Below are 20,379 nucleotides of genomic sequence, written 5' to 3' on the forward strand. Positions count from 1 at the left end.
ATAGTGTATTGCCATGTTGCACCTCTGTTATCCAGTTAGTTAATGATACTTAGGATACGGTGGTGCACTTGATTTTTGAATATGGGGAGTTGTTCTTGCATAGCATCAAGGGGCCAGGTCTATAACAAAGAATTATTGTTCTTGTGGCATTAGCACAGAAGATAGGTAGTCGGTCCTGCGAAATGCTTGGAAACCAAATAATGTTCGAATTCATGAGAATTAGCGAACGCTGAAATCCCTGGGAATTTATACTAATTCCATCAAAACCTGATGGAATTAGGGGAAACTTAAATGCCGACCGATGATTTTTTCCGTGCTCGTCTCGACCAGATGATTGATCTGCACCACCCCTTAGTGGTATTGTCAAATCGACTGCCGTGGCCCGATATTGAAGCAGCACTTGCACCAGCTTTCGAGCGCAAGAATCGTCAAGGCCAAGTGGTGGAGATCAATGATCTGTTCGACACAACGTTGGTGATTGCTGGTGGGGGCGTGAGTGCTGCAGGGCAGCCGCGATTGCCGTTTACTGGATTGTCGTATCAGCAATTACTCGTTTGAAATTTTTCAACTTCTCCAGCTCATACGAGTTCTAAATCTTCTACAGGGGAGACTACTCCGTCAATTCGATAACTGTATGAGCTGAGCTGGCATAGTTTATGTTATTGTTAGGTGCTCTATGCTAGAACTTAAATCCCGCGTCTTGGCTTCAGCGCCTTCGAGTTTAATTTGCAGACGCAACTCATTCACGGAATCAGCGTTCCGTAGCGCGTCTTCATAGCTTATTTTCCCCGCTTCATACAGCGCAAATAATGCAGCATCAAACGTCTGCATGCCCATTTCACCAGATTTCTTCATAATTTCCTTAATTTCATGAACATTTCCCTTAAAAATCAGATCTGCGATAAGTGGCGAGTTCAAGAGCACTTCGATAGCCGCTACGCGCCCCTTTCCATCTTTCGCCGGTATCAATCGCTGCGCGACCAGTGATTTCATATTCAACGACAAGTCCATGAGTAACTGAGCCCTGCGCTCTTCCGGAAAGAAATTGATAATGCGGTCAAGTGCCTGATTGGCACTGTTGGCATGTAATGTGCCCAAACAAAGATGGCCGGTTTCAGCAAAGGCAATGGCATGTTCCATGGTTTCACGATCACGTATCTCCCCGATTAGAATGACATCGGGTGCTTGCCGCAGCGTATTTTTTAGAGCTGCTTCCCATGATTCGGTATCTACACCCACTTCACGTTGCGTAATGACACAATGAATATGTTCATGCACATATTCCACCGGATCTTCAATGGTAATAATATGGCCGAAGCTATTTTTATTGCGGTATCCGATTAAAGCCGCCATCGATGTGGATTTTCCCGACCCGGTGCCGCCCACAAAAATCACCAGACCCCGTTTGCTCATTACAACTTCCTTGAGTATCTGCGGTAAACCCAGATCATCAAATTCAGGAATCTTGGTTGTAATAGTACGCAACACCATGCCGACCCGTTGCTGCTGGACAAAGGTGTTAACCCGGAAACGCCCGATTCCGGCGGGACTAATCGCAAAATTACATTCTTTGGCGGCTTCGAACTCAGCCGCCTGCTTGTCATTCATAATCGCTCGGGCTAACACTTCGGTATGCTGTGCAGACAATGATTGCTGAGAAACCGGTGTCATTTTTCCATCAATTTTGAATGCAGGCGGAAAACCGGCCGTAATAAACATGTCGGATGCCTTTTTGCTGAGCATTAAGCGCAGTAAATCAGTCATGAATTTTGTTGCTTGTTCCCTATCCATAGCATACCCCTGGCGTTTTCAATCCATTGAACGATCAATTAAATCCTGAAATTATCCTTATTCATGGCCTTACTGCGTGCTTCGGCCACGGAAACAACATTGCGTTTTACCAGTTCGGTTAAATTCTGATCCAATGTCTGCATACCAACGTTTTGGCCCGTCTGAATTGCCGAATACATCTGAGCGATTTTGGCTTCGCGGATCAAATTACGTATCGCTGGTGTACCGATCATTATTTCATGTGCGGCAACGCGTCCTTTGCCATCCTTGGTTCTTAACAGCGCCTGAGAAATAACAGCGCGTAATGACTCAGATAGCATTGCGCGCATCATTTCTTTTTCTTCTGCAGGAAAAACGTCAATAATACGATCCACAGTTTTTGCAGCAGAGCTCGTATGCAATGTGCCAAATACTAAATGACCTGTTTCAGCCGCCGTCATCGCCAAGCGTATGGTTTCCAGATCACGCAATTCACCTACTAGAATGATGTCAGGGTCTTCACGCAGCGCCGAGCGCAGTGCATTGGAAAAACTTAAGGTATCCCGCCCTATCTCGCGCTGATTAATCAGGCATTTCTTACTCTCGTGTACAAATTCGATGGGATCTTCAAGTGTCAGGATGTGGCCGTATTCATTCTCGTTAATATCGTTGACCATTGCCGCTAATGTGGTGGATTTCCCGGAACCGGTAGGGCCTGTTACTAAAACAACACCACGCGGTTGTTTTGCAATTTCAGCAAATATCTTGGGTGCGTTGATATCTTCCAGACTCAAAACTTTGGATGGAATCGTTCGCATAACTGCTGCGGAACCTCGCTGTGTATTAAACGCATTAACGCGGAAACGTGCGAGATTAGGAATTGCAAAAGAAAAATCACATTCAAGGTGTTCTTCATAAAATTTGCGCTGACTATCATTCATGATGTCGTACACCATCGCGTGTACTTCTTTATGGCCCATCTCCGGCAAATTGATGCGGCGGATCTCGCCATGTACCCGGATCATTGGTGGCATACCTGCAGATAAATGTAAATCTGAAGCGCTGTTCTTAACCACGAATGTAAGCAGCTCAACTATATTCATTGCGATGTCCTCTTGTGACAATAGGTAACGTCATGTGAAATGTTCAAAAAATAATTCGTCAATCTCAAGTAAGCAGCACCTGAGTTAGCTCGTTAGTCAACGGAAGGAGCGGATGAAAATTGAATAGATTCTGGTCAGCGAATGCATAGAAAATGCATTCCGATCAACTTGACGGGATTTGCACTGTCCATTTATCAGGTAAAATTTGTTTCTACCTATCAATTGCTTAGTTTTGTGTGGATTGATTGATTGCGTCACTGATCCGGTTGGCCCAGGCTGCTGCTTCCAATTCCATTTTGGTGAATTCACTGATGCTCAGAAAACCCAATTCTGACAGCATCGCTGAAACCTTCTCAAACTTACCTTTTTCATGGGCTTCAATCAATTCCAGTTGACGACCCAGATATCCACGCCGGTTTAGCAAAGCTTCGCTCATATCTTTCTGTATGCTGAGTGAACTGACCAGTTCGGCCATTTCTATCCCAAGTAAGGTATCCAGCAATGATAGGGTACCCACCATAAAAGCACGATCCTGGTGATTTTTGTCATGCGGGCGATCTGCTATGGCGATGAATTCAAGCAGTTTTCCGCGTAGCGTGGCAGTTTGCATTAATGCATCCGATGCATTGCCACCCTTCTGTTTGGCGGCATAGAGTAATATCTGTACCCAACGTTGGAGCTGTTTCCGGCCGAGTATCATAATAGCTCGTTTTATCGAGTTAATCGTGCTTGGCAAACCACTTGCGGCAGAATTGACCATGCGCAGCAGGTTATAGCTTAAACCGGGTTGATACTTGAGTTCATCCTCAATTTCACTCACATCGCTGTCTTTAACAACAAGCAATAAAAGCTTAAGTAAGGCTAGTTTGGATGGATCAATTCGTTTGCCCGAGATAATCTCTGGTTTTGCGAAATAAAAGCCTTGCAACATATGGAAATTCAAAGCGATACAGTTCCTGGCCATTTCCTGGCTTTCAACTTTCTCTGCTAAAAACAACACCGGCCAGCGCTTTAGTTTCTTTATAAGACTGATCAGATCGCTTTGTTTCAACGCAGTGATACTGATTTTGACTACATTAATTAAAGGCATGATGCGATCGTATCGATTATCCAATTGAACAACATTGGAAAGCGCTAACTGATAGCCTTTTTGTTTCAGAAATGTACAGCGTTGAATAACTTCATCATTAATTTCAACATTTTTTAAAATTTCGAGAACTACATGCTTTTTGGGAAGCATGCAAATGGCGTCGTGCATTAATAATTCAGTGTCGACTTTAATAAAACCGCGCCTTTTTCCTATTACATTTTCAATGCCCAATTGTCCGTAGGTATCAATGATGACATTTGCCGAAGCGGCAGAATTATCTGTGACAATAACTGTGTTATTTTGGTCGGAACGGAATAAAAGTTCATAGGCGACTAAATTTTGCTTGCTGTCAAGAATCGGTAACCTGCCAAGATAAACCTCCTTCATATATTCTCCTGTATCTTCTATCTATCTTGCGCGCTTTTGTTTATCGTCTTGAATTAAACCAACTTGAGTTTTAGCATGGACATAATAAGATACTGTAATAATTGAAATACTCTCCGGTGATTTCAAAGAGAAAATTTCTCTGGAAATATACTATTACTGGGACGAACGGCTGGTTTGTCCGTCGCGGATTGGTACTTTACAACACAGTTGGATACGGTGTTTACTATAAGCTATGTGCAAAGACATTAACACGCATCGATAATATGTCTTTGTGATTTCTTGATGACTACCGAATGGCATTGAATACTTCTATGACTTGCAATTTAGCCACTGTCATTACAGACTCAATAATTTCAGCCGACAAACCAAGGTAACTCCATATTCTGATTGCACGTTCAGGTATTGTTTCTTCGTAATTTATTTTCTGATTAGTACAGGGCTGGATATAGTTAGCGATATTGATTGCTGCGCAAAGCGTGTTAGCGTCATACTCATATTTCGCACCCTTCATGTTCATGGGAGCGAATTGGTGTTCAACCATTTTCCAAATATTAGGAGGTAATTTCCATTGCTTCAGAAGCTCAGCACCTAATTGTGCGTGAGTAAAACCAAAAATCTTACGTTCTGCATGGATTACAGCGTCCTCGCCTTGGTTCATGTAACTCAACACTTTTGCAGATTCTTCCGGGTACTGGCTGAAGAGTATTAATCTCCCAACACCATGCAACAATCCAGCGATAAAGAAACGTTCTCTACTATCAACACTCGAGGCGAGTAAACGCGCTGTTACACCGCAAGTGATACTGTGATTCCAAAATGTATCCATGTCGACCAGATCGGATGAAATACCTTTAAATGTAGACGTCACTGATGTTGCTAAGACTAGATTACGCAGTTCCTTATGCCCAATTATGGAAATTGCCTTTAGAATAGTTTCTACTTTGCCAGAAAAACCAAAGTAAGTGCTGTTTGCAAACTTCAATAATTTTGCTGTTAATGCCGGATCACTAGAAATCACCTGCTCCAGTTCATAATTGGATGCTTCCCCTGAATCAATTAAATCGTTGATGCGAATCACAACATCCGGTAAAGAAAAAATTGAGCGAACATTCGTGGCTATTGTACGAGGATCCATTTGAGTCTCAGTTAAGAAAATTTCAATTAGCGCTGGTCATAATTTAATTGGATAATGCGGTGGTTACATCTAATTTTGGCGATGGATTAACTATTTTCTGGCCTGTGCTCGGATTCCATCGGAATACTTCGCAAGCAAAACCAAAATGCTCATGCGAAGATTAAACCAATATGCGCAGCAATGTGTTGACGATTAAGCGGAGAAAACGATCTGATTTCGTGTAGAAGCGTGGTACGGTTCCGGCTTATTTTGCCGGATATAGGCTATTTTCCAGAGATAAGCGACTGATATTTAGCTTGTAGTTGTTCTTTACTTTCAATCCTATCTGGATTGGTAATAATACAATCGACAGGACATACTTCGATACATTGCGGTTCATTGTAGTGCCCAACACATTCTGTGCATAAGCTTGCAGCTATCATGTAAATTTCTTCACCCTGAGAAATCGCACCATTGGGGCATTCGGGTTCGCAAACATCACAGTTAATGCATTCGTCAGTAATAATTAATGCCATTGAATTCTCTCGATACTATTTTGTTATTTTTTCGCGTAGTTTTTTTGCTACCAGCGGATGTACAAATGCATCCGCATTACCGCCCAATGAAGCAATCTCACGCACAATGGTTGCTGAAATAAACATATACTGTTCTGATGGCGTCATGAATAAAGTTTCCACATCGGGATACATACTTCGATTCATCCCCGCCATCTGAAACTCATATTCAAAGTCTGAAGCGGCACGCAAACCACGCAAAATTATTCGCGCGTTCTGTTGCTGCAAGAAATTCATCAATAAGCCAGAAAATGCCATAATTTTGACATTCGGACAATCTGATAATACCTCGTGTGCCATTTCTACCCTTTCTTCCAAAGTAAAGAATGGTTTTTTACTACTGCTCACGGCTATCGCTACGATAACTTGATCAAACAAACGCGAAGCACGCCGGACTAAATCTTCGTGTCCACGCGTTATTGGGTCAAACGTACCAGGATAAATCACTTTATCCATTCAGTGCTAACTCCAGAAGCTGATAGGATACGGCACCAGCTTTTGCGCTACGTTTTACACGCCATGGTTTATCCGCGACCCAAGCGCTTTTAGTCTCAGCGTAAACCAGTCCGTCCTTTCCCAGATGTGATGGCAGTAGCAGCAACAATTTGGGTAACAGTTCAAGACGATAAGGCGGATCAAGAAAAATAACATCAAATTTCCGCACATCAGAATTCAAAAAATTTAACGCATTCATCATTTTTAGCTCAACTTGCGTAGCTAGCAATTTTTCCTTATTTTCATGCAGTGCATTATAAATTTTAGTATCTGCATCGACCATAACCACTTGTGACGCGCCGCGAGATGCGGCTTCAAAACCCAATGCGCCACTTCCAGCAAACAAATCAAGACAACTCATGCCGGTTAAATCCTGTCCCAGCCAATTAAATACGGTTTCACGTATTCTATCGGAGGTGGGTCTTAAATCAGGATTTGCTGGAAAAGTCAGCAAACGGCTGCGCCACTGACCACCAATGATACGGACCTTTCCTCTAACTAAAGTCATGGACCAAGCGTTTACTCAATTGCTCCCACGACAACAGTGACCATACCGTCCGGTTGGATTCGTCGCTGGAATGCTTGCCGGATTTGCTCGGTTGATACTGCTTCAACAGCTACCAAATAATCCGTTAAATAAGTCAGTGGTAAATTATAAAAGCCGATCATGGAAAGATAGCTCAATATTTTGCTATTACTATCTATTCGAAGCGGGAAGCCGCCGATAATATTTTGTTTGGCAGCCAGCAACTCTTCCTCTGTTGGACCACTTGCAACAAAATCCTTAAGCACTTTCTGTGTTAATGCCAACGCCTCTTCTGATTGTTCCTTTTTTGTCTGCAAACCTATCTGAAAAGGCCCTTGTTCTTTATAGGGAGAAAAGAAGCTGTAAACGCTATAAGCCAAACCACGTTGCTGACGAACTTCTTCCATCAAACGAGAAATAAACCCTCCGCCGCCCAGTATATGGTTCCCGACTAATAGGGGAAAATAATCCGGATCACTTCGACGCAAGCCCGGATAGGCCAATTGGATGTGGCTTTGTGTTGCCGGGTGAGGAATTCTTTTTATTCCTGAGGCGGGTATTGATACTGCCGGTACTTCAGTTTTCGGTCCACTGGAAGATAGCCTATCAGTTAATTGTTCTGCAATTGCTGCAGCTTCAAGCCGAGTCACATCGCCAATGATTGTTATTACTGCGTTCCCAGCTACATAATAAGAACGATAGAAAGAAACCAAATCTTCCCGCTGCAACCTATTCAGTGTATCAATTTCTCCCTGCTCATTGAATCCGTAAGGGTGACTGCTATAGAGCATTTTCATCAATTCACGCTCGCCAATGTAATCTGGTTTGGTGCTCGATTCTTTAATGCTCGAAACTATTCTTGCCTTTTCACGCGACAATATTTCCTGAGAGAATTCCGGGGACTGAATAATGCGTGCAAATACATCGAGTGCTTGCTTGCGCTCCCGCTCACTGCTCAAAGTACGTAGAGCTAAACCCGCACGATCGCGGTCAAAATTATTTTTTAGTTGTGCGCCGACATCGGCCAATTCTGTGGCAATTTGGTCTTCCGATAGGCCGCCCGCGCCAAGACTAAGCAAATGCTGTACCAGATTGGCGCAGCCTGATTTACTGACTGTATCCATGGCACTACCCGCAGCAAACTCCACATTGATATCCAACATGGGCAAATCGTGATTTTCGACAAAATAAACTCTTGCTCCGGAGGATGCCTGCCAGTACTGGATCGGCAGTGAAGCCGATACCCATTGAGAATAAAAACCAAATAATACGATACCTATGAATTGCTTTATTTGCACGAAAGCCTCCTGCAGCCCAAGTATTTCAGTAAAAAGGATCTATTTAGCCACTATTGCGCAACCCAGCGGTTACACCATTAATCGTAAGGTGGATGGAACGTTTAACTTCTTCGCTATCTTCACCGGATCGGTAACGGCGCAGTAATTCCACCTGCAAATGATTAAGTGGATCAATATAAGGGGTTCTGTTGCGAATACTCCGCGCTAGCGTTGGATTGTCTTGCAGCAACTCAGTATGACCGGTTACGGCAAACAACCATTTCTGACTTCTCGCCCATTCGTCTTTGATACGCCCAAAAATCTGCTCACGCAACGCCACATCTTCGACTAATTCCGCATAGCGGGATGCAATACCCATATCTGTCTTAGCCAACACCATGTCCATGTTCGACAATAATGTTTGCATAAAGGGCCACTCCCGATACATCTCCTGTAATAATGCCAATCCCTGCCCATCCTGATCTTCCTGATTGACAAAAGTTTCTACTGCGTGACCAAATCCGTACCATCCCGGCAGCATCATTCGACTCAGACTCCAGCTAAATACCCAAGGAATTGCACGCAAATCTTCAATCGCATCGGAATTCTTACGTGATGGCGGCCTGCTGCCAATATGCAGCCCAGCCATTTCGCGGATCGGTGTTGATTCCAGGAAGAATTGCTTAAATCCGGGTGTTTCGTACACCAAATCACGGTAAGCTGAAAAAGACACGGACGCCAATTCCTCCATAGCCGGATAATAACGATCCGAATTCGTGCCGATTGAATCATGGCTCAGCAGCGTTGCTTCCATTGTCGCTGCCGCCAATGTTTCAAGGTTCCGTCGCCCAATTTCAGGTTCAGCATATTTACTGCTGATCACCTCGCCTTGCTCGGTTACGCGTATTTGACCATTAACACTTCCTGGCGGCTGAGCCAGGATACTTTGATAACTCGGTCCGCCACCCCGGCCCACCGTGCCACCACGACCGTGAAACAAACGTAACTCAACTTTGTGCTTGGCGAAAACTTTGGTGAGTTCAATTTCGGCTTTATAAATCTCCCAATTCGACGTGATAAAACCGCCATCCTTGTTGCTATCAGAGTACCCCAGCATGACTTCTTGCACGTTGGCACGCGAACTCAGCAACTTACGATAATAGGGCAGTGAAAATAACTGATCCATAATAACGCTACAGCTACGCAAATCCGAGATTGTTTCAAATAGTGGGATAATATTGAGGTGAATTTGCGGATTTTCACCGGTTTGCAACAGACCGACTTGCTGTAACAAGAATGCCACTTCCAGCACATTAATGATGTTGGTGGTCATCGAAATGATGTAATTCGACATCGCCACACGTCCAAAGCGGCGATGAATTTCGGCGGCGCATTGCAAGATTTGCAGTTCAGATTGCGCCAGTTCGGATAAACCAGCGTACGAGGCTAGTATCGAACGCGGTTGACTAATTTCTTTAAGCAGCCACTCAGTACGATCCTTTTCACTTAGCTGCGCATAGCCTTTCCGCCCTGTGTTGCGCTCGAATAATTCGCTGACGACCTGTTCATGGATCTTGCTATGCTGACGCATATCCAGCGGTGCTAAATGGAAACCAAATACGTCCACGGCGCGGCTAAGATTACGTAATGCACCTCGTGCTATCCAAGATGATTTATGCTGTTTGAGAGAGTGGATGATGGCATTGAGGTCGTGCAAAAATTCAGTGCTGCTTGCATAAGGCGCTCTGGTTTCGGCCGGCGTGTATTGCGTAACCTGATGACCTAATTGATGCGCGGTTGCAATCAAACGCGCAGCGATACTGAGGAAAATCCGCCGGTACGGTTCGTCAGACCGGTTGGGAATATCCGGGGCGGTAGCAGCCAGTTGTTTAACTTCATCGCTGACTTGCACCAATTGCTCAGTCAGACTCATAGAGCGGCCTATTTTCTGCACGGAATCGATATAAAAATCCAATGCCACCGACGATTGACGTTCCACCGCCCGTAACATGACATCATGCGTGACAAATGGATTGCCATCACGGTCGCCACCAATCCAGCTGCCGATGCGCAAGAACGATGTGACATAGGGGGCATCTTTACCCAAGCGGCGTTCGAGCAGGTCTTCTATTTTGGCATAGATATATGGGATCTCTGTCAAAAAGGTGTAGCTGTAATACGCCAAGCCATTTTCAATTTCATCGTACACAGACAAGCGGGTGGGACGTAACATACGAGTCTGCCACAATATTTGAATGGTAGCGCGCAAGCCTTCCTCATTGTGGCGCAATTCATTCGGAGTGAGTTCAGTCCGCGCACGTTCCTTCAACAAACGCTCAATGGTTAACTGACAATCCAGGATACTTCTTCGTTGGACTTCTGTTGGATGCGCTGTCAGAACTGGGGATATCATTGCTTTGTTAAAAAAGTTCGCTAAGACTTTAATATCTTTCCTGCTTTCCAATACGCGTTCCAGTGCTAATGCCACACTACCAGCCTGTGGCAGAGATCCCGCGCGAAGATGTGCGCGCCGGCGCCGGTTGTGATGAACGTCCTCAGCAATATTGGAAAGTAATGAGAAATAACTGAATGCACGAACAACGGGCAATGAGTCTTTGTCACTTAGCTGGCTGAGTATTGCATCAAGCTCATCTCTCGCCTTTAGATCTTGGTCCCGATGAAAACGAATTGCAGTCTGGCGTATATTCTCGACCAGTTCAAAAGAGCTATCTCCATCCTGCTCACGTAACGTATCGCCTAGCATACGTCCTAGGAAACGAATATCTTCCCGCAATGGTAAGTCTTTATCATTCACCGATTTATTGTTGGCGACACTATTCTCTGAATCAGTTGCGCTCATCGCATCACATGCTCACATAAAAAAGAATCCGACATACACTTGCGACAAGCCAAGGCAGTGTCGACCATGCTAAAATGACTATTATTAAGAATTTTTTGTAATTTTTTCATTTTATACTATTAATGCCCAATCCACTTTTATCTCCCCAGAAAATCGTCATTGCATCACGAGAAAGCCTGCTTGCAATGTGGCAAGCTAAGTTTATTAAAAAATGTTTAGGCGAATTATACCCGCAAACTGAAATCAGCATACTCGGCATGACAACGCTTGGCGATCAGATACTGGACCAGTCATTATCAAAAATAGGCGGGAAGGGTCTGTTCATTAAGGAACTGGAGCAAGCTTTAGAAGATGGAAGAGCTGATATTGCGGTGCATTCGATGAAAGATATGCCCATGAATGTGCCCGAGGGATTCAAACTTGCTGCCATTACTGAACGGGAAGATCCTCGCGATGCCTTTGTTTCCAATCAATATGCAAATCTGGATGCGCTGCTGGAAGGCAGCATTGTTGGTACATCAAGCCTACGGCGGGAAAGTCAACTGCGCGCACAATTTCCTCATCTTCAAGTGCATCCATTGCGTGGCAATGTACAAACCCGGTTACGTAAACTCGATGAAGGGCAGTATGCTGCAATCATTCTCGCTGCGGCTGGCTTAAAACGGCTTGGATTATCCGATCGCATCACAGCACTGCTGAATCCTGAACAAAGCTTGCCCGCGGTAGGGCAAGGTGCTTTGGGTATCGAATGCCGGGCTGATCGCGCAGATTTGGTTGAGCTAATGCAACCTTTGCATCACCAGGCAACTGCTTATTGTGTGGAAGCAGAAAGAGCCTTAAGTCGTGTATTGGGAGGTAGTTGTCAGGTACCATTGGGAGCGTTTGCAGAAATCATCAATGGCACTCTCGAGTTACGTGGCTTCGTTGCACAACCTGATGGCAAACGCATCGTCAGCGGCGCATTAAATGGCAAACCAGAAACCGGTATCGCTATGGGGCAGCAGCTGGCTCAAAAACTAGTCACCGAAGGTGCAGATGAAATATTGGCAGCCTTGGTCCCAGCAGATGGTTGGAAATAGCGTTGCCTGCAAACAAACAATTAGACGGTATTAATATTCTGGTTACTCGTCCAATACAGCAATCTGTTTTTCTTGCTGAAGGTATTCGCGCTATTGGCGGGAATCCAATTATACTTCCGGTACTGGAAATTACTGATATAAAAGATTTAAATCTTTTGATAGATTTGATTGACCGCTTAGATGAATTCGATTGGGCAATATTCGTCAGTCCCAATGCCGTCAACAAGGCCATGCAGTTAATCGGCAAGCAACGTAAACGTACATTGCCTTCCCATTTGAGATTTGCCGCCGTCGGTAAAGGCAGTGCGGATGCTTTAAAGCATTATGGCATCAACGAAGTACTCGTTCCAGTTGAGCATTCTGATAGTGAAGCATTACTGCAACAGGAGCAATTGCAAAATATGGCTGGCAAACGAGTTGTTATTTTTCGTGGTAACGGCGGTAGGGAATTACTGGGAAACACACTCATACAGCGTGGCGCATTCCTCGAATACGCGGAATGTTATCAACGCAGGAAACCAGATGTTGATACAACGTCATTAATAACTGCTTGGTCGCAAGGCGAGATACACGCGGTGATTATCACGAGCAGCGAAGGATTGCATAATTTATTTGACATAATAGGTAAGCTTGGCCAACAATTACTGAAATCGACCCCGGTTTTTACAGTTCATGAGCGTATTGCCCGGACAGCGAAAGAATTGGGGCTGGGAAAAATCGTAAAAGCGACATCTGCTGGAGATGAGGGTTTGCTGGAAAGCCTACAAGCATACTTTCAGGTAGCCGGGAAACATTACAATTTATAAGAAAAAGCACTCGGAATGAGGCTAAAGCGTTTATAACATCACTTGTACTTATCATGGCTGGTGTTTATGTAATTTGTGTTTCACATTAACAATGATCGCTCTACTGCAATAAGGAGAAAATATGAAACTGATACTCTGGCTATTGGCACTATTTGCTGCTGCTGTAGCTGTTACACTTGCTGCAAAAAACGTGACGGGGCGTGCCCTGTTGGAGATGCCGCCCTATCAAATAGAGCTATCACTTGATCACTTTATAATTGGGGTAATTGCAGCATTTTTTGTTTTCTATATTCTGGTTCGGATTATTCTGGGAGTATTAGGGTTCAGTCGACGACATCGCCATAAAAAAACAGACGAGATGTTACTTTCTGGATTGAAAGCTTACTTTGAGGGCGATTTTGTTAAAGCACAAAGAAATACAGCCATCGCATTGAAGTTAGCTGATTCAGCAACGGTTCAAGCAATTTGCGCTGTCATTGCAGCTCGCTCAGCAAATAAGCTTGATGACATTTCAGCGCGAGATGGTTATCTGAACACCGCACTTCATAAAGCACCCGATGAAAAATCGTTATGCCTTGCCACTAAAACTGAATTTCTGCTGAATGATGGTCATTACGAAGAAGCGCTCAAAACATTACGGTCACTGTACTCGGATGGCGGTTTACAATCGACTGTCGTTTTACAATTGGAGCTGGAAGCGCAAAAACAAGCCGGAAATTGGGATGCAGTCATTGAGTTAACTGAAGTACTGGTGAAACGTCAATCAGCCAATAAAACGCTGATAAAAGAATTAAAACACGACGCGCAAATAGAAAATATTAGAAGTAAAGCTTCGGACCTGTCGTCACTAAATCAGTACTGGCAGCACATATCTCCCATGGAGAAAATGGATAGCAAGCTTTCTGTTGCTGCCGCGCGTGCCTATATATCACAAGGAAGCTGCACGATTGCAAATCGGATCATTGAACAGAATGTCCCCATTACATGGGATAACGAGTTAATTGAACTCTATGCAGAATGTCTGGATTATTATGTTCACAGGCAGATTGAGTGTGCTGAAGTTTGGCTGAAGTCACAGCCTAATAACGCACAATTGTTATTGACGCTCGGTAAACTTTGTACGCACTGTGAGCTTTGGGGTAAAGCTCAAAATTATTTAGAAGCCAGCTTATCTGTTGAGCCTGGGCATAAAGCGCATTTTGCTTTAGCGCAACTGAATGAGAAATTAGGCAAACATGAATTAGCTATGAATCATTATAATAAGGGGCTTGAATTAACACTCAAACAACTCAATTAAGGCGACTAAGATTCTTGTACGACTTGTGAATTGCTGGTTGAAGGTGTAAATACATCGGAGAAAAAAGCATCCTTTGGTAAATCGCGAAGATTGGTAAAGTCATGGTAAGCAGCTTTTACCATAGCTGGAACGCCACAGGCATATACCTGATGTTTCTCCAAACTGCGAAAGTCATACATGACCGCTTCATGTACCAAACCGATTCTCCCTTCCCAATTGTCGGTTAGTAAGGGTTCAGACAGCACAGGAATAAAAGTGAAATTTTTGTGCTGTTGTTGCCACTTTTCTGCTAAATCCGCCAAATACAAATCAGCTCTTTTACGAGCACCCCAGTAGAGTGTGATTTTTATTTTATTGTTTCGACTGTTCTCTTGATGAAAAATATGTTCAAGAATACTTTTGATTGGCGCAAATCCTGTGCCGCTCGCCAGAAAGATAATGGAAGTATTCTCAGGTGTATCGCGTAAAAAGAATGATCCTAGAGGCCCTGTGAAGCGAAGCATATCTTTGGCTTTCATGTGCGTAAAAACATGTTCAGTAAATGCGCCTCCAGGATAGTTACGTGCATGTAATTGCAAAAACTCATCATCATGAGGTGCATTTGCCAAAGAAAAACTCCGCCGCTTTCCATCTTTGAGCAGGATATCGATATATTGCCCTGCTAAAAACTGCAGTCGCTGATTAGTGGGAAGTTTTAGAGAAATAATCATCACATCAGGAGCGACAAGCTCAAGATTATGCACACGACACGGTAATGTTTTAATTTCAATATCCTTAGTGGCACCGATTTCATGACATTCAATAACCAGATCGGTAAGTGGAGAGGTGCAACAAAATAATGCGTTACCCGCTCGCCTCTCTTCTTCAGTCAAGATTTCTTCACTATAATGACCATAGTCTACTGTTCCTTGTATGATTTTTCCTTTACAAATCCCACAGGAACCATTACGACAGCCATACGGCAGCGAGAAGCCTTCACGGAGGGCTGCTTCAAGAATAGTTTCTCCAGATTCTACTTTTAGAGCATGCTCGCTGGGTTTAATAAGGATTCGATACGGCATTAAGTGGCAGACAAATAAAAAATATAATAATCAGAAACAAATAGCTAATATGAAAAAAACACTGTTAATTGTTGGTTGTGGTGACATTGCCTTACGGACAGCACCACTTTTACAAACACATTACCGAATTCTCGGTTTATATCGTAATTTAGACAGCGCTAGCCATTTACGGTTACATGACATTATCCCAATTTACGGAAATCTTGATCTTCCGAAAAGTCTTGAGAAACTCGCAGGGATCGCACAATTAGTTCTACACTTGGCCCCTCCACCCAATCAAGGATTGTACGATCGCAGAACCGCGCATCTACTGTCTGCATTAACCAGACGAACAAAAAGGCAAGTAGCGATTTTACCACAACGATTCATCTATATCAGTACCAGCGGGGTTTATGGAGATTGCCATGGGACACTAATAGACGAGACATACCCAGTTCATCCGGAAAATGACCGAGCAATACGACGCATCGATGCTGAAAGACAGATACGTACTTGGGGAAAGCGTAATCATATCCCGGTTTCCATTTTACGCGTACCGGGTATTTATGCAGCAAACAGATTGCCACTAACACGTTTGCGAGAAGGTCATCCAGCATTATTGGATATTGAAGATAGTTATACCAACCATATTCATGCGAATGATCTCGCTCGAATAATTTATGCTGCCTTGCAACATGCAAAACCGAATAGAATCTATCATACCTGCGATGACTCGCATCTGAAAATGGGAGAATATTTTGATTTGGTTGCCGATCATTTTGATTTGCCGCGTCCCCCTCGTATCACCCGCAATCAAGCCCAAGAACAGATATCACCTACGATGCTATCTTTCATGAAAGAATCCAGGCGGCTTAATAATCTAAGAATAAAAAAAGAATTGCATGTCAACTTGTTGTATCCAACTGTTTATGATGGCATTAAAGCTGTTCATACAGAGAGACAATAAAATCTAAGATAGACCGCAATGCTATGAAAATTAGCGCTAAGTAATATACGAACTATGCCGTTAGCTCAGCACAAGCTCAAAATAATCTTTTTAATCTTTTGAGCTTTGTTATCAATGACGGTAGTAGAATTTGAGTCTTTGCAATGTTTTTCTAGTACATATTTTTATGAATACTCTAAGTTTTTGAGGATCTAATTATGGCAGCTGTGACAGCACATACAGAAAATAAACTAAAAGAAATTAATTACTCTTGGGAAGGTAAGGACAGGGCTGGTAAACAGATAAAAGGTGAAATGCGCGCTGCCGGAACAGTTATTGTTACTTCCACATTACGCCGCCAGGGTATCAAAGTCACAAAAATAAAGAAAACTCAATCCGGTGGCAAAATTACTGACAAAGATATAACGTTATTTACACGTCAGCTAGCTACTATGATGAAATCTGGTGTGCCGCTGTTACAAGCCTTCGATATTGTGGGCAGAGGTCACAGCAACCGAGCCTTGAGTAAATTACTTTTGGATATTAAAGCCGACGTAGAAACTGGTAGTAATTTGACAGATGCCTTTCGCAAATACCCGCTTCACTTCGATGCACTATATTGTAATCTTGTGGGGGCAGGAGAAGCTGCCGGTATTCTAGATCATATTCTAGATCGTTTGGCAACCTACAAAGAAAAAATTCAAGCCATCAAGGGGAAAATTAAATCTGCACTTTTTTACCCTATTTCGATTATCGTGGTTGCTTTTGTCATTACAGCGGTAATCATGATTTTTGTAATTCCGGCTTTTAAAGATCTATTTGAAGGATTCGGTGCTGAATTGCCCGCTCCAACGCTTCTTGTAATGACCATTTCAAATTTCTTCGTTGCATATTGGTGGGCCATTCTAGGCATTCTGGGCGGTGGAATTTATGCTTTTTTATATACTTGGAAGCGCTCAATCTCAATGCAAAACGTTATGGATCGTTTTGCACTTAAGTTACCTATCTTCGGAGAAGTAATTCGTAAAGCCACGATTGCACGCTGGTCACGCACACTTTCAACTATGTTTGCCGCAGGTGTACCTCTGGTGGAGTCATTGGATTCTGTCGCCGGTGCAGCAGGGAATTATATTTATTTCGAAGCCACCAAGAACATACAAATTGAAGTCAGTACAGGCAATAGTTTGACGTCTTCTATGGCTGGCACCAATGTATTTCCGAACATGGTGATTCAAATGGTCGCCATTGGTGAAGAGGCCGGTTCGCTTGATTCTATGCTAAGTAAAATTGCTGACTTCTACGAAGCAGAAGTTGATGATGCTGTTGCTGCACTTTCAAGTTTGATGGAACCCATCATAATGGTTGTACTGGGAACACTAATTGGCGGTATGGTTATTGCGATGTATTTACCTATCTTTAAAATGGGTATGGTTGTTAATTAAACGCGACTTCCAGAATCCAATTCTATTACATAATAACCATGCCATTTCTATCCATGCTGCAAGATACGCCAGCTTTTTTTATTTCATTTGTCGCAATAATCGGGTTAATGATCGGCAGCTTTCTAAACGTCGTGATATACCGCCTGCCTGAAATGATGAAAAGAAACTGGCTGCAGCAGTGTGCAGAGCTGCGAGGCGAGGCGGACAAAGCATTACCTACATTTAACCTGATTACCCCTCGGTCGATATGTATCCATTGCGGACATAAAATAACCGTATGGGAAAATATTCCAATTGTTAGTTATCTTGTTCTACTAGGGCGTTGTTCTCAGTGCCATGCACATATTTCACTGCGTTATCCTATTGTAGAAGCAGTAACGGCGCTTATGAGCGGTTTTGTTGCCTGGTATTATGGTTACGATTTGACAACCATTGCAGTATTAATTTTTGTGTGGGCACTCATTGCCCTTGCTGTCATTGATCTGAATACGCAACTACTGCCGGATGATATAACATTGCCACTACTATGGATGGGCTTACTGGTTAATACGAACAGTGGTTTTACTGATATTCAATCTGCGATTATTGGCGCTGTAGCAGGCTATCTTTCCTTGTGGTCAATTTATTGGTGCTTTAAACTTCTCACGGGTAAAGAAGGTATGGGCTATGGCGATTTTAAATTGCTGTCTGCTATTGGGGCATGGTTAGGATGGAGCATGCTTCCGCTGGTCATACTTTTTTCATCACTGGTGGGTGCAACTGTTGGTATTGGATTAATGTTGGCTGCTAGACTCAATAAGAACATTCCTATTCCATTCGGTCCTTATCTGGTTGGTGGGGCACTTATTGCTCTATTCTGGGGAGAAAAGCTGAATCATGCTTATTATAGTTTATTCTGATTTATGACCTTTGTTGTTGGACTGACTGGAGGGATTGGTTGTGGAAAATCGAGCGCCAGTCAATTCTTCTCAGATTTAGGTATTGACGTTATTGATACCGACGTAATTGCTCGAAAATTAACTCAGCTGCATGGTTTAGCTATCAATCCGATTCGAAATACATTCCAGGATACTTTGATTACGGTGGATGGTGCTTTGGATAGGGAAAAGACGCGTAACCTAATTTACTCGGATAGCGACTCACGACTCAAGCTCGAAAATATTTTGCATCCGCTCATTCTAAAAGAAACTGTTCAGCAAGTTGCACAAACTCAGTCTTCCTACATCATAATCGTTGTTCCCTTATTATTTGAAACGAATGATTACGACAATATTATTCAACGAATTCTGGTCATTGATTGCGAGGAGCAACAGCAAATTTTACGTACTATGACGCGTAGCAACTTGTCTGAACAGCAGGTAAGAGCGATTATGGCAGCACAGATCTCGCGAAAAGAGCGTTTACAAAAAGCTGATGATGTTATCATCAACGATCAGGATATTGATTACCTGAAAGCGCAAGTAATTCAACTACATCATAAATATCTTATTCTTTCAGAAAATGAACTGGATACTGGGATTTAACGGTTAAGAAATTATTTGTGAAATTTAATTTTTTTGTGAAATAATCTTATCTAAGGCAAGATTTTAATATCTCTAATCTTTCTTGTGGATGCATAGCTATTGTGATTTGTTACGAACACCCGCTTAATGAACGTATCCGTACCCTTCTGCGACTTGAAGATTTATTTAACAAAATTGTTTTCTTTTCAACTAAAGTTACCGCCACTGAGCATCATGCTTCGCTCATCGCACTATTTGAGGTCCTTGAAATTACCAGTCGTGCAGATATTAAATCAGATTTATTACAAGAGCTTGAACGACAAAAGCAGATACTTGAGATGTTACGCAAGAATCCGGATGTTTCTGAGGTGGCACTTGATAATGTACTCAATGATATTAAAACCACTTTCCGGGAAATGCTGGATTTTCCCGGAAAGGTTGGAGAGCATTTGCGAGAGAACGAATGGCTAATGACAATCAAGCAGCGAATTGGGATACCGGGTGGTTGTTGTATGTTTGATTTGCCATCTTATCATTACTGGTTGAATTTAGATCCGATTAACCGGCATAGAGATTTTGACGAATGGTTAACACCATTTCAGCCCATACGCAATGCATTTGGGATTGTGCTTCACCTATTGAGAAAGAGTGGCAAAACTTTTCAAGTTGTCGCAAATCAAGGTATTTTCCAGCAAACAGGCTCGGAATATTCGGCACATATGCTGAGATTGAACTTAAGTGACCAACTGCCTTGTGTGCCTGAAGTCAGTGCTAATAAATATGCTCTGAATATTCGCTTTATCCCCACGCAATTAGGCCAAAGGAATAAAGTTTACGAAGGGGATGTTAAATTTGAGCTCACCTTCTGTAATCTTTAGTCAAGAGCTAAGGAAGCACTGATTTATTCAAACATATCGATATGAGTTTCTGAAGTTTGTTAAAACACATCCTATTGATAATATTGGATAAATGAATGCAATCAAGCTTTTCTGAATTGGAATATTCGTCAAAGAAGAAACAGACGCGACGAGATCGTTTTCTGGTCGAAATTGAAGCGGTCACTCCCTGAG

General features: G+C 43.0%; 18 protein-coding genes and 1 pseudogene. 9 read left to right on the top strand and 10 right to left on the bottom strand.

Features of this window, described 5'->3' with window-relative positions:
- Positions 1–291: 291 nt before the first annotated feature.
- Positions 292–522 (top strand): annotated as a pseudogene (locus tag ACH10T_RS03320) (IS5/IS1182 family transposase); the annotation flags it as partial.
- 132 nt (positions 523–654) lie between these two features.
- Here ACH10T_RS03320 and ACH10T_RS03325 read toward each other — a convergent pair.
- The 9 genes from ACH10T_RS03325 to ppc all read right to left on the bottom strand — a co-directional run bounded on the left by ACH10T_RS03325 (position 655) and on the right by ppc (position 11,197).
- Positions 655–1,791 carry a PilT/PilU family type 4a pilus ATPase gene (locus ACH10T_RS03325; protein ID WP_394807910.1) on the bottom strand — a complete coding sequence of 379 codons (1,137 nt, stop codon included), beginning with the start codon at positions 1,789–1,791 and terminating at the stop codon, positions 655–657.
- 38 nt (positions 1,792–1,829) lie between these two features.
- Positions 1,830–2,873, bottom strand: coding sequence for a type IV pilus twitching motility protein PilT (locus tag ACH10T_RS03330; protein WP_394807911.1), 1,044 nt, complete (start codon positions 2,871–2,873; stop codon positions 1,830–1,832).
- A 226-nt stretch (positions 2,874–3,099) separates the two neighbouring features.
- Positions 3,100–4,350: an EAL and HDOD domain-containing protein gene (locus ACH10T_RS03335; protein WP_394807912.1), complete on the bottom strand. Its 1,251-nt coding sequence runs from the start codon at positions 4,348–4,350 to the stop codon at positions 3,100–3,102.
- A gap of 286 nt (positions 4,351–4,636) precedes the next feature.
- The gene (locus ACH10T_RS03340) at positions 4,637–5,485 is read right to left on the bottom strand and encodes an HDOD domain-containing protein (protein WP_394807913.1); all 849 of its coding nucleotides are present in this window, start codon (positions 5,483–5,485) and stop codon (positions 4,637–4,639) included.
- 263 nt (positions 5,486–5,748) lie between these two features.
- The gene (locus ACH10T_RS03345) at positions 5,749–6,000 is read right to left on the bottom strand and encodes a YfhL family 4Fe-4S dicluster ferredoxin (RefSeq protein WP_292993461.1); all 252 of its coding nucleotides are present in this window, start codon (positions 5,998–6,000) and stop codon (positions 5,749–5,751) included.
- A gap of 15 nt (positions 6,001–6,015) precedes the next feature.
- On the bottom strand, positions 6,016–6,495 hold the full coding sequence (coaD, locus tag ACH10T_RS03350; RefSeq protein ID WP_394807914.1) for a pantetheine-phosphate adenylyltransferase: 480 nt from the start codon (positions 6,493–6,495) through the stop codon (positions 6,016–6,018).
- On the bottom strand, positions 6,488–7,042 hold the full coding sequence (gene rsmD / locus ACH10T_RS03355) for a 16S rRNA (guanine(966)-N(2))-methyltransferase RsmD (RefSeq protein WP_394807915.1): 555 nt from the start codon (positions 7,040–7,042) through the stop codon (positions 6,488–6,490). Before rsmD ends, coaD begins: the two co-directional genes overlap by 8 nt.
- A gap of 11 nt (positions 7,043–7,053) precedes the next feature.
- The gene (locus ACH10T_RS03360) at positions 7,054–8,358 is read right to left on the bottom strand and encodes a M16 family metallopeptidase (RefSeq protein WP_394807916.1); all 1,305 of its coding nucleotides are present in this window, start codon (positions 8,356–8,358) and stop codon (positions 7,054–7,056) included.
- A gap of 43 nt (positions 8,359–8,401) precedes the next feature.
- Positions 8,402–11,197: a phosphoenolpyruvate carboxylase gene (gene ppc / locus ACH10T_RS03365; RefSeq protein ID WP_394807917.1), complete on the bottom strand. Its 2,796-nt coding sequence runs from the start codon at positions 11,195–11,197 to the stop codon at positions 8,402–8,404.
- Between the two features lie 122 nt (positions 11,198–11,319).
- Here ppc and hemC point away from each other — a divergent pair, with 122 nt between their 5' ends.
- From hemC to ACH10T_RS03380, 3 genes are all read left to right on the top strand, one after another.
- Entirely contained in the window at positions 11,320–12,276 is a 957-nt protein-coding gene (gene hemC, locus ACH10T_RS03370; protein ID WP_394807918.1) for a hydroxymethylbilane synthase, read from the top strand.
- 2 nt (positions 12,277–12,278) lie between these two features.
- Positions 12,279–13,082, top strand: coding sequence for a uroporphyrinogen-III synthase (locus ACH10T_RS03375; protein WP_394807919.1), 804 nt, complete (start codon positions 12,279–12,281; stop codon positions 13,080–13,082).
- Between the two features lie 121 nt (positions 13,083–13,203).
- Complete coding sequence (locus tag ACH10T_RS03380; protein WP_394807920.1) at positions 13,204–14,379, top strand: heme biosynthesis HemY N-terminal domain-containing protein; 1,176 nt, start codon at positions 13,204–13,206, stop codon at positions 14,377–14,379.
- 5 nt (positions 14,380–14,384) lie between these two features.
- On the opposite strand, the gene ACH10T_RS03385 is transcribed toward ACH10T_RS03380, so the two are convergent.
- Positions 14,385–15,440, bottom strand: coding sequence for a CDP-6-deoxy-delta-3,4-glucoseen reductase (locus ACH10T_RS03385; protein WP_394807921.1), 1,056 nt, complete (start codon positions 15,438–15,440; stop codon positions 14,385–14,387).
- Between the two features lie 49 nt (positions 15,441–15,489).
- On the opposite strand from ACH10T_RS03385, the gene ACH10T_RS03390 reads away from it, so the two are divergent.
- The 5 genes from ACH10T_RS03390 to zapD all read left to right on the top strand — a co-directional run bounded on the left by ACH10T_RS03390 (position 15,490) and on the right by zapD (position 20,187).
- Entirely contained in the window at positions 15,490–16,386 is an 897-nt protein-coding gene (locus tag ACH10T_RS03390; RefSeq protein ID WP_394807922.1) for an SDR family oxidoreductase, read from the top strand.
- Between the two features lie 197 nt (positions 16,387–16,583).
- Complete coding sequence (locus tag ACH10T_RS03395; RefSeq protein WP_394807923.1) at positions 16,584–17,807, top strand: type II secretion system F family protein; 1,224 nt, start codon at positions 16,584–16,586, stop codon at positions 17,805–17,807.
- 38 nt (positions 17,808–17,845) lie between these two features.
- On the top strand, positions 17,846–18,706 hold the full coding sequence (locus ACH10T_RS03400; protein WP_394807924.1) for a prepilin peptidase: 861 nt from the start codon (positions 17,846–17,848) through the stop codon (positions 18,704–18,706).
- Between the two features lie 3 nt (positions 18,707–18,709).
- Positions 18,710–19,330: a dephospho-CoA kinase gene (coaE, locus tag ACH10T_RS03405; protein ID WP_394807925.1), complete on the top strand. Its 621-nt coding sequence runs from the start codon at positions 18,710–18,712 to the stop codon at positions 19,328–19,330.
- Positions 19,331–19,431: 101 nt separating this feature from the next.
- On the top strand, positions 19,432–20,187 hold the full coding sequence (zapD, locus tag ACH10T_RS03410; protein WP_394807926.1) for a cell division protein ZapD: 756 nt from the start codon (positions 19,432–19,434) through the stop codon (positions 20,185–20,187).
- Positions 20,188–20,379: the final 192 nt, after the last annotated feature.

The sequence above is a fragment of the Nitrosomonas sp. genome (assembly GCF_043753625.1).
Lineage (GTDB): Bacteria > Pseudomonadota > Gammaproteobacteria > Burkholderiales > Nitrosomonadaceae > Nitrosomonas.